13 protein-coding genes, 3 tRNA genes and 6 pseudogenes are annotated in these 13,351 nt (G+C 57.2%); 13 read left to right on the top strand and 9 right to left on the bottom strand.

All coding sequences use genetic code 11. The features are described 5' to 3' along the window. On the bottom strand, window positions 1-269 hold a 269-nt coding region (locus tag AKJ29_RS12580), incomplete at its 3' end, for a transposase (RefSeq protein WP_161805415.1). A gap of 29 nt (window positions 270-298) precedes the next feature. Here AKJ29_RS12580 and AKJ29_RS12575 point away from each other — a divergent pair. Then, a complete protein-coding gene (locus AKJ29_RS12575; protein ID WP_055191372.1) occupies window positions 299-904 on the top strand; it encodes a thiolase C-terminal domain-containing protein in 606 nt (201 codons plus the stop codon). 84 nt (window positions 905-988) lie between these two features. Next, on the top strand, window positions 989-1,240 hold the full coding sequence (locus AKJ29_RS12570) for a hypothetical protein (protein ID WP_139231546.1): 252 nt from the start codon (window positions 989-991) through the stop codon (window positions 1,238-1,240). 347 nt (window positions 1,241-1,587) lie between these two features. Here AKJ29_RS12570 and AKJ29_RS12565 read toward each other — a convergent pair. The 4 genes and pseudogenes from AKJ29_RS12565 to AKJ29_RS19385 all read right to left on the bottom strand — a co-directional run. Continuing rightward, window positions 1,588-1,866 (bottom strand): annotated as a pseudogene (locus tag AKJ29_RS12565) (transposase domain-containing protein); the annotation flags it as partial. Next, window positions 1,860-2,012: an IS66 family transposase zinc-finger binding domain-containing protein gene (locus AKJ29_RS19390; RefSeq protein ID WP_139231540.1), complete on the bottom strand. Its 153-nt coding sequence runs from the start codon at window positions 2,010-2,012 to the stop codon at window positions 1,860-1,862. The gene AKJ29_RS19390 and the pseudogene AKJ29_RS12565, both read right to left, overlap by 7 nt. 75 nt (window positions 2,013-2,087) lie before the next feature. Continuing rightward, window positions 2,088-2,394 (bottom strand): annotated as a pseudogene (tnpB, locus tag AKJ29_RS20610) (IS66 family insertion sequence element accessory protein TnpB). Continuing rightward, window positions 2,391-2,825 (bottom strand): transposase, encoded by a 435-nt coding sequence (locus AKJ29_RS19385; RefSeq protein ID WP_235477250.1) that lies wholly within the window; start codon window positions 2,823-2,825, stop codon window positions 2,391-2,393. Before AKJ29_RS19385 ends, tnpB begins: the two are co-directional and overlap by 4 nt. A gap of 724 nt (window positions 2,826-3,549) precedes the next feature. Between AKJ29_RS19385 and AKJ29_RS12550 the strand changes: the two genes are divergently transcribed. The 7 genes from AKJ29_RS12550 to AKJ29_RS12525 all read left to right on the top strand — a co-directional run bounded on the left by AKJ29_RS12550 (window position 3,550) and on the right by AKJ29_RS12525 (window position 5,888). Continuing rightward, window positions 3,550-3,625: transfer RNA gene (locus AKJ29_RS12550), tRNA-Val, on the top strand. A 513-nt stretch (window positions 3,626-4,138) separates the two neighbouring features. Further along, window positions 4,139-4,759: a hypothetical protein gene (locus AKJ29_RS12545; RefSeq protein ID WP_055191370.1), complete on the top strand. Its 621-nt coding sequence runs from the start codon at window positions 4,139-4,141 to the stop codon at window positions 4,757-4,759. Continuing rightward, entirely contained in the window at window positions 4,689-4,937 is a 249-nt protein-coding gene (locus AKJ29_RS20605) for a histidine phosphatase family protein (RefSeq protein ID WP_139231517.1), read from the top strand. The genes AKJ29_RS12545 and AKJ29_RS20605 overlap by 71 nt, the downstream gene beginning before the upstream one ends. After that, on the top strand, window positions 4,871-5,104 hold the full coding sequence (locus tag AKJ29_RS20335) for a histidine phosphatase family protein (RefSeq protein WP_055191369.1): 234 nt from the start codon (window positions 4,871-4,873) through the stop codon (window positions 5,102-5,104). Before AKJ29_RS20605 ends, AKJ29_RS20335 begins: the two co-directional genes overlap by 67 nt. Before the next feature lie 77 nt (window positions 5,105-5,181). Then, window positions 5,182-5,258 (top strand) — tRNA-Asp (locus AKJ29_RS12535). Between the two features lie 183 nt (window positions 5,259-5,441). Further along, window positions 5,442-5,518: transfer RNA gene (locus AKJ29_RS12530), tRNA-Asp, on the top strand. 148 nt (window positions 5,519-5,666) lie between these two features. Beyond that, entirely contained in the window at window positions 5,667-5,888 is a 222-nt protein-coding gene (locus AKJ29_RS12525) for a hypothetical protein (protein ID WP_055191368.1), read from the top strand. A 61-nt stretch (window positions 5,889-5,949) separates the two neighbouring features. On the opposite strand, the gene AKJ29_RS12520 is transcribed toward AKJ29_RS12525, so the two are convergent. Continuing rightward, window positions 5,950-7,326: a M20/M25/M40 family metallo-hydrolase gene (locus AKJ29_RS12520; RefSeq protein WP_055191367.1), complete on the bottom strand. Its 1,377-nt coding sequence runs from the start codon at window positions 7,324-7,326 to the stop codon at window positions 5,950-5,952. 370 nt (window positions 7,327-7,696) lie between these two features. Between AKJ29_RS12520 and hemA the strand changes: the two genes are divergently transcribed. From hemA to ispG, 4 genes and pseudogenes are all read left to right on the top strand, one after another. Beyond that, window positions 7,697-8,920: a 5-aminolevulinate synthase gene (gene hemA / locus AKJ29_RS12515; protein WP_055191374.1), complete on the top strand. Its 1,224-nt coding sequence runs from the start codon at window positions 7,697-7,699 to the stop codon at window positions 8,918-8,920. Between the two features lie 114 nt (window positions 8,921-9,034). Further along, window positions 9,035-9,286: pseudogene (locus tag AKJ29_RS20600) on the top strand (helix-turn-helix domain-containing protein); the annotation flags it as partial. A 375-nt stretch (window positions 9,287-9,661) separates the two neighbouring features. Further along, on the top strand, window positions 9,662-10,255 hold the full coding sequence (locus tag AKJ29_RS20595; protein ID WP_409360031.1) for a DUF4115 domain-containing protein: 594 nt from the start codon (window positions 9,662-9,664) through the stop codon (window positions 10,253-10,255). A gap of 146 nt (window positions 10,256-10,401) precedes the next feature. Next, the gene (ispG, locus tag AKJ29_RS12505) at window positions 10,402-11,523 is read left to right on the top strand and encodes a flavodoxin-dependent (E)-4-hydroxy-3-methylbut-2-enyl-diphosphate synthase (protein ID WP_055191365.1); all 1,122 of its coding nucleotides are present in this window, start codon (window positions 10,402-10,404) and stop codon (window positions 11,521-11,523) included. Window positions 11,524-11,533: 10 nt separating this feature from the next. Here the strand turns inward: ispG and AKJ29_RS19375 are convergent. The 3 pseudogenes from AKJ29_RS19375 to AKJ29_RS18880 all read right to left on the bottom strand — a co-directional run. After that, window positions 11,534-11,670, bottom strand: a pseudogene (locus tag AKJ29_RS19375) (IS3-like element IS1133 family transposase); the annotation flags it as partial. 66 nt (window positions 11,671-11,736) lie between these two features. Further along, window positions 11,737-12,030: pseudogene (locus AKJ29_RS12500) on the bottom strand (IS6 family transposase); the annotation flags it as partial. A gap of 554 nt (window positions 12,031-12,584) precedes the next feature. After that, window positions 12,585-13,348, bottom strand: a pseudogene (locus AKJ29_RS18880) (IS5 family transposase). Window positions 13,349-13,351: the final 3 nt, after the last annotated feature.

Raw genomic sequence — 13,351 nt, 5'->3', positions numbered from 1 at the left:
AACATCAGGTTGTAATCCATCTGTTCCATCAACTGCCGTTCGGAGCGGATCGAGAACAGGATCTGGAGCAAGCTCGCCCGGATCAGCCGTTCCGGCGGGATCGAGGGGCGGCCGAAATCCGTGTAAAGCACTTCGAATTCGCCATCGAGGCTGGCAAGCGCGTCATTCACCACCTGCCGGATCTTGCGCAGCGGGTGTCGCGGCGGGATGCGCTCCTCAAGATCGACATAGCTGAACAGCGACCCGCTCGTCTCGTCCGTTCCGCGCATCATCCCCCCCCCCGCCGTAACCATCCCGGATGGTGAATCATGTTCTCAAACCGCTGTCGAGGCAGGACTATTTCAGCAGCCTGTTAAAGGTCACCGATTGTTCGCTGGTCTCCGACGGGGCGGCGGCGCTGGTGATGGTGTCGGATGATGTGGCCCGGTCCATGCCGCGCGCGGTGCGTTTTGCGGCCAGCCAGCAGGTGAATGATTTCCTGCCAATGTCACGCCGGGATCTGACCGCGTTTGAAGGGCCGAAGCGGGCCATTCTGGCGGCGCTCACCGAGGCGGGCATGGGGCTTGCTGATCTGCACCTGGCCGAGGTGCATGATTGTTTCACCATTGCCGAGCTGATGATCTACGAAGCGATGGGGCTTGCCGAGCCGGGGCAGGGGGCTCAGGCCCTACAGGATGGGATCGTACAGCGTGGCGGGGCGCTCCCGGTCAACCTGTCTGGTGGGCTGAAGGCCAAAGGACATCCGGTAGGTGCCACCGGTGTGTCGATGCATGTTCTGATGGCGCGTCAGGTTACAGGTGCGGCTGAGGGGATGCAGGTCGACAGGGCCGAGCGGGGGCTGGTCTTCAATATGGGCGGTTCGGGTGTTGCCTCCTATGCATCTATCCTGGAGGGGGTAAGATGAACCTTTCGCTGTGGTTAGAACGGATTGCGAATGTTCAGGGGCATCGACCGGCAATTTTCCAGGGCAAGACGCAGGTATTTGATTATGCAGGGTTCTATGGGGCATGGGCGGCTGGTGCGGGGGGGGGCAATCAACGCCAAGCTGCACCCGAAAGAAGTGGCCTATATACTGGACAATTCCGGCGCCAGTCTGGTGCTGGTCACCCCCGAACTGGGGGCGGAATTGCGCAAGGAGAAAGTGGCAGATCGCAGCCATCCGCGCTGGCGGGAACGGCTGGCGTCGACAGGTCGTATCCGTCCGGTAAAGGAGCGCACCGGATTGGAAACCTTTGATTGAGACAGAATAGTCTGGAAGAATGAGGCCCGCGTCCTCAACGTTTTCGCTGTATGCAAAATCCCGGCTTACAGAGGCGATGTATGTATCAGTGAACTGACCGGCTGTTTCACCGTTGCTTGATCGGTGGGCTTGCAAATCTTCCGCTTCGAACCGACTGTTCAGAAAGTTGGCTCGGCCAATGCCCAAGAACTCACAAGCAAAAGCATTCATGCGCGACATGAGCTTTGACTGCCGGTACGTCACAAATGCTGTGAACTCAGGTGTATCAAGGTAGAGAACGCCGAAATACTCACCCGCTGGGCGGCTCTTTATCAATGCACACAGGAGCAGGGTTTGGCGAAAGCTCATCAACACGCCCTTTCAGCGAGGAGTGCAAATCGCCACAGCATCAATCCCTCAATCCGATTGATTTTGTGATCCGGCAGACGTTCCAGCCCCCATGTGAGCCATGCCTCAGCATCAATGCCGTTCATTTTGGCGGTCTCGATGAGGGTATAGGCGATGGCAGCGGCCTTGCCGCCGCCAACGGAGCCCATGAACAGGTAGTTTTTGCGACCCAAGGCGATGGGACGGATCGAGCGTTCACATATGTTGTTGTCCAGTTCCAAGCTCCCATCGCTCAGATAGGACGGATGATCCGGCGCACGACAAAGCGACCGGGGATATATTCCAGCTCCTCAGTGACGTCCTCGCCCACCTGACGCAGGGGGCCGCCGCAATCATTGCAGTCTTCAGCGGGGTCGTCAGGCAAGGATTTGATCGCATCCAACATGGGCGATCTATACCGGAATGCCCCGATCGATGGAACGCAAAACAGCGCCAAAGCCCATGTTTTATGGGGTCTTGATCACCCTGCCGTCAGTGGCTTCCAGGTCTTTTGCGGCATACGCCAATCCCCCCCTTCCAGCAGCATCGACAGCTGAGACGGGCTCAGGCTGACCTTACCATCCTTCGCCGCAGGCCAGACAAACCGCCCGCGTTCCAGCCGCTTGCTGAACAGGCAGGCTCCTTGGGGCTCCGCCCGTTCTTGCCTCAAACTGTCCACTGGACAGTTTGCCACGTTCCGTGGACCGGCGCGAACTCCCACCAGATGATCTTCAGCAGATCACCCCGGCGGCCAGCCACACCCGTGTATTGCTTGGCACCGGGATCATGGCATCAGCCCTTCGACCAGAGACATCACCGCCGACAGCGCAGTGTTGCCTTCCACCAATATCCGCCGACCATCAGACAGCGTGATGTCCACGCGCTGAACCGAAAGTGGCGCACCGGAAACTGTCGGTGGCGAAGGCAATCGCGACGCGATTGGGGATGAGGCAACGCCTTCGATCTCAACGGGCAGAAACTCGGCAACCTCCGCCTCGGCATCCGCATCATCCGGGGCAAACAGAGGATCACGCAGCCACTTATGGATCAGATTGGCGTTCATCGCGTAACGCCGCGCCACTTGCGCAACCGCCCCCCTGACGCCCGCGCCTGAGCACAGATCGAAACCTTCTCTTCGTCCGACCAAAACCGCTTCTTCCCGCCCTTCTTCGCCCCCATAACCCGCCTCATAATGTCCACTATCGATGGTGGACACCATCAACACACTCTATCCCACGTCAGAGCAGGGACACCGGACGCATACTCTCGAAACGCTTTATTGGGAAAATAAGGCGATCACCTTCAGCTTGAAGCTGCCCCCAAAGCGCCGTAGCTTCGCAGAAAATACATGAAGTGAGAGACAGATGAAGGATTTCAAGAAAGCCGCTTTAATCGGGGTAACGACGCTGGTGACGGCTTGCGGCGGAACCATGCAGGGTGTCGTTAGGGGGAAGGCACTCCCATCCAATTTCAGTACGAACAAGGGGTAGATCGCGATCTGTATGAGGCAACAGTCGATGGCGAGAAGTTCAAGGGGCAAGCTGTATACGCAAATGCGACAAGTGGAACTGGTATAGCATTCGCTAACGGTGCCGTAGTCCCTGTATTCACATCGTCAACCACCGGCAATCTTGTTGCGGTTATGTTTGGAGATAAAGGGTCCACAATGCGGTGTAACATGAACTATGCGGACAGTTCTGGTTTCACCTCAATGGGGGGAGTAGGTGTCTGCCAACACAGTGATGGTCGAGTAATCGACGTGATGTGGTGATGTGGTGATGTGACGCGGGATCTGTTTCCCTGTCAAGGTGTTGAAGTTTTGCAAAATATTTTCGAAAATTCAGCGGGTTAGTATGGATGGGGCGAGAAATATTTTTTTGATGGAAACCGAAATTTCCTCTTGCGCTCTCTCTCTCCTCACTTTAAATCACCATCCACGGAACGGGTCGTTAGCTCAGTTGGTAGAGCGCTTCGTTTACACCGAAGATGTCGGGAGTTCGAGCCTCTCACGACCCACCATTTCCTTCCCCTTTAATATCAGTGTGTTGGCCGATTCAACCGCGTCGAATGTATTGTACGACATAGCGAATTGTATTGTACTTTTTGCTGCGACAGTACCAGAGAACCTAAGCCTTTTTTCACGCAGATTGCGTTGACAGAGGTTCAACCCAAGACGATTCTAGGGGACCCAAAGGGGGGTAAGGGGGACCCCTGCATCGGCGTTGTGGTGGCTGTCGACACGCGGGGTGCAAAGTCCCGAAAACTTAACATTGTTAACATTGGTCGGCAAAGCGCGACGTCGTGTTTGTCAGTTAGCTTGACATAGGCTTCCCAATAGGTGGCCCGATTGCTCTGACTTCTCATTTCTACATTTGCGCCACAGGCCAACACCGAGGCTTGGAAGAAGGCTTTCTGTCTGCCGACGCCGCTCTAGAAATGCACCTAGTTAACTAGCCTCTACATCTCTGTAAAACGGCTATGGAAGTTACCATATTGTGTGGAAAGTAGAGCTGTGAAGGCAAGGTGTTGAGCATGAGCGATGAGAGTTCCGACGATGAGAAACCCAAGGGGTTCGACATTTCCAAGTTAGGCGTGGAAATGAGCGATGAAGAGCGCAAAGCCGCTGACAAGCGGCTGCATCGTCAGTTCAAAGACCTGTCTTCTGGGTTGGGTAGCCTTGGAGCGGCGCATAAAGCGGCACTCGGAATGGGTGCGTCGGGTATCTTTGCAGACATGGCGCGCCAGTCCGAACAGTTGAGGCGCATCGTGGACCCGGTAGGGCTGCGCAGCCTCACCATGGGCATAGATCAAGCGTCATTTGGTCTCTCGCCTTCGATTCTGGACAGTCTGAAAATCGACAGTCCTTTCGCCCGCATGGCAGCGGAAATGGAGCGACAATCCAAAATCTTTGATAATCTGCCCTTGGGCATAGATCGGCAATTGGGCTTGATGCCCAGCATCATTCGAGACTTTGAGTCCACCTATGCTTTGGGCGTCTCGCGGGCGCTGGACCTTCCGCGCATTGGGGCCACCTTCGCGGCCTTGGATATCGGCAAGTATGGGCGAATCTTCGATAGCGTGAATGCCTTGCGGGGCCTCGGTCTTGGTCCAGAGTTTGGGGAAGGTGTCGCAACCCTTGCCCGAAGCCTGTGAGGATGCGCGCTTATGTGAGGTGGCCTTTGGTCGGTGGGAAGGAAAAACCCTGCCGGAGATTCGCCAGGAGTGGCCAGAGCTGGCGCAGCTTGCAGAAGAGGATCCGGTCTCATGGACTTTCTGTCTCCCGGCGGTGAAACCCTGCAGGAGCTTGAATGCCGGGCGGAGGCGTTTTTGAAAGATCTTCGCGGCCCGTCGGTCATTTTTACCCATGGGATTCTGTCACGGGTGCTGCGGGCGCGCTGGTTGGGGATGAATGTCGGGGAAATGCTTGGCCTGCCGGGCGGGCAGGGGGTGATTTTTCATCTTTCTCAAGAGCTTGGACATGTTCGTTTGGAAAAATGACAAAAAAGGCAAATTGCCGCTTGACCGTTCCGACCCCCCGGATTAGAACGCCCAAACAGTCGCAAGACTGGCAGCAAGCGGTTGTAGCTCAGTTGGTTAGAGTACCGGCCTGTCACGCCGGGGGTCGCGGGTTCGAGCCCCGTCAACCGCGCCACTGCTGCCTTCGAAGTGACCCGAAAAAGCCCCGCCATCTGGTGGGGCTTTTTGGTTTTCGCAGGTTGGGATCCTGCACGGAAACCTCTTTTGGGCACATTGGAGAAAAGAGCGAAAACTTTCGCCCTTTTGCACATTTTCTCATTGACGCCCCATCGCACTCGGCCTAAATACCCCCTCACGCGCGGTTGTAGCTCAGTTGGTTAGAGTACCGGCCTGTCACGCCGGGGGTCGCGGGTTCGAGCCCCGTCAACCGCGCCATTTTCCCCCTTCTTTGCAGGATGTCACACGGTCGAAACCGATCTGTTCGGTGTGAATGGCCGCGTCTACGCACCGCATGGTATGCGTTGGGCGAGATATCTAAACTGGTGCATGACCGCTCCCTTACTCAGGCCCGAGACACACACCGATGAAACTGATTGATGACATACCGTTCGGCACTGTTTTGATCTTTTGCCTGACCATCGGGCTTGCACCATTTGCCCCGCCGCATGTGTGGGAAAAAATGGGGATGCTGGTGGCCGGGGATCTGGTGAAGCCAATTGATATCTTTGATCTTTTCATGCATGGCGCCCCTTGGCTGGTTCTGGGCATCAAGGTGATCCGCATGCGATCAGGTCGGCAAGCGTAAGTCAAACAAGCGTAAGTCAAAAAAGGGCCCCTTGGGGCCCTTTTCGCTGTCATGATGTTGCTCAGGCGAGTTCTGCCAGAATCCTTGCCCAGGATCGAATGCCCTTGTGAAAGCTCTTCATGTCATATTTTTCATTGGGCGAGTGGATCTTGTCATCGTCATTGGCAAAGCCCACTAGCATTGATTCCATGCCGAGAACGGATTTGAAGAAGCCCGCGATCGGGATGGAGCCGCCCATGCCGGTGAACACAGCTTCGCGGTCCCATTCCGCCGAAAGACCTTTCTGAGCTGCAGAAAACTCCGGGCGGGTGATGTCCATCACGGGCGCGCGCGATCCTTCCAGATCATTGTCCCAGATCACCTTCATGTCAGGCTTCAGCTGCGCTTCGACATGGGCGCGGATACGCTCGCGCAACCTGTCGGGGTCCATGTCGCCCACAAGGCGGCAGGTCAGTTTGCAATGGGCCTCGGACGGGATCACGGTTTTCGACCCGGCGCCATTATAGCCGCCCCAGATCCCGTTGATTTCCAGCGTGGGCCGTGCCCATTGCTGCTCGAGGCAGCTGCGATCTTTCTCGCCGTGGCTCATCGTGTAACCGGCATTGTCGAGATAGTCCTTCTCGTCAAAACCGCAACTTTCCCAGGCCGCGAGCTGTTGGCTCGGGGTGTCGGTGACGCCTTCATAGAAACCGTCCACAGCAACCGCCCCGGTGTCTTCATCATAAAAGCTGGCGATGATGCGCGACATTTCGCGAAGCGGGTTCAGACCGGGGCCGCCGTAATGGCCGGAATGCAGGTCAAGCTTGGGACCAATCAGGGTGAACTCGTCTTTCAGCATGCCACGCAGCTGGCTTGCGATTGACGGCACGCCGGGGCTGACCATGGACGTGTCACAGATCAGGGCAATATCCGCGGTCAGCTCGTCCCGGTTCTGTTCCATGAAGGGAACGAGGGAGGGGGAGCCGCTTTCTTCCTCACCTTCAAAGAAGATGGTCAGTTTCGCCGGCAGCGCGCCATGCTCCGCTTTCCAGGCGCGGCAGGCTTCGATAAAGGTCATCAACTGGCCCTTGTCGTCCGAGGCGCCGCGGGCACGGATGATTTTGCCATTAGGGGTGTCTTCGACAAAGGGGGCAAACGGATCGTGGTCCCATTTGTCCAGCGGGTCGACCGGCTGCACATCGTAATGGCCGTAAAACAGCAGGTGACGCTCCCCTGACCCGCCATGGCCCACAACCATCGGATGGCCGGGGGTGACACGTTTTTCAGCGTCGAAACCGATGGATTTCAGATCATCGACCAGCCAATCGGCGGCTTTGTCGCAATGCTCTTTGAAGGCGGGGTCGGTGGAAATCGATTGAATGCGCAGAAGCTCCATCAACCGCTCTACAGAGGCGGGAAGGTCCTGATCGATTCGCTCTAGAACGCGCTCAAGCGTCATTTGGTTGCTCCTTAGATGTCGGGAATGGGCCGTCTGGCCGCATGTTTCTGGCGCGAGCCTATCAGCACCCTGTCTGCTGTCCAGCGGAGAAAAGTTTCCGATCATAGACAAAACCACGCCGCAAACAGGCGCAGCTGCGGCGTTTCAGCCGGTTTCATTTGCGCCAGATCAATGTAAATAGCATGTGAAGGTTTTTTAAAGGGCAAAAGCGCGAACATATCTCCAGTCAGTGATCACCCAAAAGTGAGGGGGGGCGGGGCCGGAGGGACTAACATAAATCAAGATGATGAATGTGTTTTTCCATTAGCAATATGCTATGGACGCGTCACGCAACCGGATCAGGCCCTCGCAGGAGGGGACGGAGGGGAAGATGGACTATAACGTAAAGCTTGATGAAGCTATTGAGCGCCTGCACGAAGAAGGCCGCTATCGCACCTTTATCGAGATTGAGCGTCACAAGGGCCATTTCCCCCATGCGACCTGGCAAAAGCCGGATGGGACCGAAAAGCCCGTGACGGTCTGGTGTGGCAATGACTATCTGGGCATGGGGCAGCACCCCAAGGTCCTGGCCGCCATGCATGAGGCCATCGAGGCCACTGGTGCCGGGTCCGGCGGCACCCGTAACATCTCGGGCACCACCGTGTATCACAAACGCCTGGAAGCCGAACTGGCGGACCTGCACCGCAAAGAGGCCGCGCTGGTGTTCACATCAGCCTATATCGCCAATGACGCGACGCTTTCGACCCTGCCGAAACTGTTCCCCGGCCTGATCATTTATTCCGATGCGCTGAACCACGCGTCGATGATTGAAGGTGTGCGCCGCAATGGCGGGGCCAAGCGTATCTTCCGCCATAACGACGTGGCCCATCTGCGCGAACTTCTGGAAGCGGATGATCCGGCAGCCCCCAAGCTGATTGCCTTTGAATCGATCTATTCGATGGATGGGGATTTCGGCCCGATTGAAGAGATCTGCGATCTGGCGGATGAGTTCGGCGCGCTGACCTATATTGACGAAGTGCATGCCGTGGGCATGTATGGCCCGCGTGGGGCAGGGATTGCCGAGCGCGACGGGCTGATGGGACGGCTGGATATCATCAACGGCACCCTGGCCAAGGCCTATGGCGTGATGGGCGGCTATATCGCTGCGTCGGCGAAAATGGTCGATGCTGTGCGCTCTTATGCGCCGGGCTTCATCTTCTCGACGTCGATCCCGCCTGCAGTGGCCGCTGCCGCTGCGGCGTCGGTTGCCCATCTCAAGGAAGATCAATCCCTGCGCGAGCAGCACCAGACCCAGGCCAGGATCCTGAAAACCCGCCTCAAGGGGCTGGGCATGCCGATTATCGACCACGGGTCGCATATCGTTCCGGTGATTGTTGGCAATCCGGTCCATACCAAGCAACTGTCTGATATGTTGCTGGAAGAGTTCGGTATTTACGTGCAGCCCATCAACTTCCCCACCGTGCCGCGTGGCACCGAACGTCTGCGGTTTACCCCGTCACCGGTCCACGGTCCGGGTGAGATGGACGGGCTGGTCAACGCCATGGACAGCCTTTGGTCGCGTTGTGAGCTGAATCGCGCCGAGCTTTCCGCATAGGTAAGCAACCTGCTGTAAATGTGTTGAGTATATGGTAACTTGTCTGTGAGAGGTGGCGGCGTATCGAATCGCCCCCTTCGCTAGGGACAGGCGAGGTTAAGCAGGAGCAGTTGAATGATCGGGCGTTGGGCATCTACGCGCGTTGAAGGGGAAGCCGAACCCACCGGGTTCGATTCCTTCGAAATGCGCTTGGGGGATGTGATGCGTGGAGAGCGCGCCACGCTTGGCAAATCCCTGCTTGATGTGCAGCGCGAGCTCAAGATTAAAGCCACCTATATCGCCGCAATCGAAAACGCCGACGCCTCTGCCTTTGATACTCAGGGGTTCGTCGCAGGCTATGTGCGCTCTTACGCGCGCTACCTCGGTCTGGACCCGGAATGGGCGTTTTCCCGGTTTTGCGAAGAAAGCGGCTTTGCAACCGCACATGGTCTTTCCGAAGCCGCCTCCATCAAGCAAACAGCGCGGGTCTCGAACGTCCCGAAACACAGTGGTGAACCGTTTGCCAATCCCAATGCCACTTGGGTTCCCCAAACCGAAAGTGTCTTTGCCCGGATTGAACCCGGCGCGGTCGGATCTGTTTTTGCCCTGGCTGCACTGGTTGGTGTGCTGGGCTTCGCCGGCTGGTCTGTTTTGCAGGAAATTCAACGGGTTGACTTTGCTCCGGTGGAGCAATCGCCCGGAGTTCTGGCCGATTTACCCGTTTTCGAAGATGGGCCAGAACTGGCCGATGCGGGAGCCATCATGGCCCCGCCATCCGCCGAAGCACTGGACCGGCTTTACCGTCCGCAGGCGCTTGATGTGCCCGTGATGACGCAGCGCGACGCACCGATTTCCACGCTCAACCCGCGTAATGTGGGGGTTTTGGCGGGCGTTCAACTGGCGCAATCCGCCCCCCCCGTAGCCCCGCAGTCTGAGGCTGCGGATCTGGCGCAGAATGTGATTTCCGGCGTTGCGGGTGAGGCAAGCGCGGATATGCCGACCAGCGTGCAGGTGTTTGGCGCCGACGCGCCCGAGGTTGCGCTGGTTGCCGTGCGCCCAAGCTGGGTGCGCATTCAATCGGCCAGCGGGTCGGTGATTTTCGAAAAAGTGATGGATGCAGGCGAGCATTATGTCCTGCCGAAAACGGAAAGCGCCCCTGTGCTGCGTACCGGGAATGCAGGTGGCATCTATTTTGCGGTGAACGGCCAGGCCTATGGTCCGGCGGGGGCCAGCGGATCTGTGGTCAAGAATATCGCCCTGTCCTCTGACCAGCTCACCGAAAGCTTCGCCGCGGCAGATTTGTCGCAGGATCAGGCACTGGCCACCTATGTGGCCGAGCTTCTTCCGACGCAGTAATCCCCACATTTTACAACCAGTTGGACATGACGCGCCGGAGTGCGGATGTCTGCGCGTTCTCGCTGCAATCCTCGCCCCTCGCGCTTGTGCAACCGACTGCGGCACGTTATCTCTTGCCCCATGAAAATCATCGGAAAGGTCCGGTCATGAGCCATAATCCCATCCGCCCCTGGCGTGACATCGAACGCCGCACCTCGCGCCAGATCATGGTGGGGGATGTGCCCGTCGGTGGGGGGGCACCGATTGCGGTCCAGACCATGACCAATACGGACAGCTCGGACGTGAAGGCCACGCTGGGGCAGGTGCTGGCAGCGGCCGAAGCCGGTGCAGACATCGTGCGGATTTCCTGCCCGGATGTGGGCTCCACCACCGCCCTGAAAGAGATTGTCCGGGAAAGCCCGGTTCCGATCGTCGCGGATATCCACTTTCACTACAAACGCGCAATCGAAGCGGCAGAAGCGGGCGCGGCCTGCCTGCGGATCAATCCCGGTAATATCGGGGATGCCGGGCGTGTGCGCGAGGTCATCAAGGCTGCCAAGGATCACGGATGCTCGATCCGTATCGGGGTGAACGCGGGATCCCTGGAAAAGCACCTGCTTGAAAAATACGGAGAACCTTGCCCCGAGGCGATGGTGGAATCCGGGCTGGAGCACATCCGCATTCTGGAAGACAATGATTTCCGCGAATATAAAATCAGCGTGAAAGCCTCCGACGTGTTCCTGTCCGCGGCGGCCTATCATGGCATTGCCGAGGCGACCGACGCCCCGATCCATCTTGGGATCACCGAGGCAGGGGGCTTTGTCTCGGGAACCATCAAATCCGCCATCGGCCTTGGCAACCTGCTTTGGGCCGGGATCGGTGACACGATCCGGGTCAGCCTGTCTGCCGATCCGGTGGAAGAGGTGAAGGTGGGTTTTGAAATCCTGAAATCCCTGGGGCTGCGCCATCGCGGTGTGAACATCATCTCCTGTCCGTCCTGCGCCCGCCAGGGGTTTGACGTGATCAAAACCGTCGCCACTCTGGAAGACCGCCTGGCCCATATTCACACCCCTATGAGCCTTTCGATCATCGGTTGCGTGGTAAATGGTCCGGGTGAAGCGCTGATGACTGACATCGGCTTTACCGGCGGCGGGGCTGGTTCGGGTATGGTCTATGTTGCGGGCAAGCAGGACCACAAGCTCGACAATGAGAAGATGGTTGAGCATATCGTGGAACTGGTAGAGCAGCGTGCAGCAGAGATCGAAGCCGAGGCCGAGCTGGCCGAATAGGTGCACTGCCCCGCGCGACCTTGATCCTCTTGTTCAAAGTCGAAACGCCCATCCTAAATCCGACGCAACCTGACGCCGTGTCAGCCCACTGGTTAATGCTATTCGCACCGCATCGCGCTTGAATTCTTCGCTGTGTCCGTTTGCCATTGTCGTTCTCCTTTTCGGCAAAATACCAAGTCAAAGGAACGGAACAAATCCGTGACAAGTCCAGTCGCCATTGGCGTCGACCGTGCGCCACAGCCAGTGCTTCACGCCATTGATCGAGATCACAACCTCATCCATGTGCCACTTGTCGTTCGGGCGCGGACAATCGCGGCGGATACAAGCGGCAAAATGCGCCCCAAACCGATTGGCCCAAAGGCGTATTGTTTCGCGGCTGACGATAACGCCACGCCCCGCCAAAAGATCCTCGACATCAGCCGTACTCAGCGCGAAGCGATGATAACTCCAGACCTCTACCGCCTCCCGCAGACACAAACAATTTGGAAATGCCGTGGCCGTGGCTATAAATACAACCCGTTACAGATAAAGAAAAACAAATGAACGTTGGCAAACGAATACTGATCGTCCGTGCAATCTTACTCGCACTAACGTTTGTGAGCTACAGAGCCAAATCGAGAGTGGCGCATTCACGCTGCATGACACAAATAAATAACTCTCAGATTTGTGATTGCGCGGTCGATAGGGCCAAAAGGCGATCTTCATTCACAAGTCATATTCCAGTTATTAGCTACTTTATCAGGGGGATTCAGGCGCTGGCCCCATTCAGCTGGACCCAAACGACGTTCTAATGTGTATACGCTGATTACACCCGCGCCCGTGCATGGTGGGCCACGCTGTCCCCGGCGGATCAGACCGAACGCCAGGACGAGCTGCGCCGTCAGCTCGACGACTTCGGCACCGAGCATCCGACCGATGAGCGCGACTGGATCATGGCGGCATGGGAGAGCGAGAACGCATGAGCGGCGATGCGGGCGATAGCACTATGCGGCCATCAGCCGAGGTCTGGACTTGTCCCGGTTTAGTATCCACTCTTTGGTCTAAACATCTAGGGCGTAGACTCATAAGAGCCAAATGACTGTTGCGGCGATGTGGGCTGCTGCCAAGAAGGTTTGTTGGCATCGAAATGTTCGCAGGCTGAGTTGTCGCCAGTCCTTCAGTCGGTTGAACATGCGCTCGACGATGTTGCGGGTTTTGTAGAGGTCTGCGTCATATTCGAATTGCATTTTGCGGTTCTTGCGCGGTGGGATGCAGGCGGTTGCCTTGGCGTTGCACGAGCCAGTCGCGCAGGTGATTTGCGTCGTAACCTCGGTCTGCAATGACGGTGGTTCCCCTGGCTATATATGGCTCAAGGCATTGATTCGCATGGGTAATATCGGCTCGATGCCTGAGGTCAGATGCAGATGGACCGGCTTGCCACTGCCATCGCACACCAGATGCAGCTTTGAATTCAACCCGCCTTTTGTCTTGCCGATATCCCGTCCTTCGCCGGTGTTTTTTTGGCACCATTGGCTGCGATGCGATGGGTTTTGACATGGCTGGCGTCGATCATCAGCGTGGAAAGATCTGCCGTCTCCCGCGCCAAAGTTTCGAACACATGCTCGAAAACGCCTGCTTCAGACCAGCGTTTGTAGCGGTTGTAGAGCGTCTTGGCGGGGCCATATTCCGGCGGCACATCGGACCAGCGATAGCCTCGCTGAATGCAGAAAATGATGACCGATAACACGCGCCGGTCGTCGACACGCGGAACACCGCGCGGCGTATTGGGCAACAAGGGCCTGATTTTATTGTACTGTTCTTCGGTGAGCCAGAAATGCGACGACATGAA

This window comes from Aliiroseovarius crassostreae, from assembly GCF_001307765.1.
GTDB lineage: Bacteria > Pseudomonadota > Alphaproteobacteria > Rhodobacterales > Rhodobacteraceae > Aliiroseovarius > Aliiroseovarius crassostreae.
The sequence above is the reverse complement of the archived record's forward strand: the minus strand, read 5'-3'. Positions and strand labels throughout refer to the sequence as shown.

Coding starts and splice junctions, on each gene's coding strand:
- AKJ29_RS20605 (WP_139231517.1), top strand. CDS start 4,689: ATGCCTTGCGGGGCCTCGGTCTTGGTCCAGAGTTTGGGGAAGGTGTCG.
- AKJ29_RS12520 (WP_055191367.1), bottom strand. CDS start 7,326: ATGACGCTTGAGCGCGTTCTAGAGCGAATCGATCAGGACCTTCCCGCC.
- AKJ29_RS19385 (WP_235477250.1), bottom strand. CDS start 2,825: ATGGTGTCCACCATCGATAGTGGACATTATGAGGCGGGTTATGGGGGC.
- AKJ29_RS12575 (WP_055191372.1), top strand. CDS start 299: ATGGTGAATCATGTTCTCAAACCGCTGTCGAGGCAGGACTATTTCAGC.
- ispG (WP_055191365.1), top strand. CDS start 10,402: ATGAGCCATAATCCCATCCGCCCCTGGCGTGACATCGAACGCCGCACC.
- hemA (WP_055191374.1), top strand. CDS start 7,697: ATGGACTATAACGTAAAGCTTGATGAAGCTATTGAGCGCCTGCACGAA.
- AKJ29_RS20595 (WP_409360031.1), top strand. CDS start 9,662: ATGGCCCCGCCATCCGCCGAAGCACTGGACCGGCTTTACCGTCCGCAG.
- AKJ29_RS12545 (WP_055191370.1), top strand. CDS start 4,139: ATGAGCGATGAGAGTTCCGACGATGAGAAACCCAAGGGGTTCGACATT.
- AKJ29_RS19390 (WP_139231540.1), bottom strand. CDS start 2,012: ATGTTGGATGCGATCAAATCCTTGCCTGACGACCCCGCTGAAGACTGC.
- AKJ29_RS20335 (WP_055191369.1), top strand. CDS start 4,871: ATGGACTTTCTGTCTCCCGGCGGTGAAACCCTGCAGGAGCTTGAATGC.
- AKJ29_RS12525 (WP_055191368.1), top strand. CDS start 5,667: ATGAAACTGATTGATGACATACCGTTCGGCACTGTTTTGATCTTTTGC.
- AKJ29_RS12570 (WP_139231546.1), top strand. CDS start 989: ATGCAGGGTTCTATGGGGCATGGGCGGCTGGTGCGGGGGGGGGCAATC.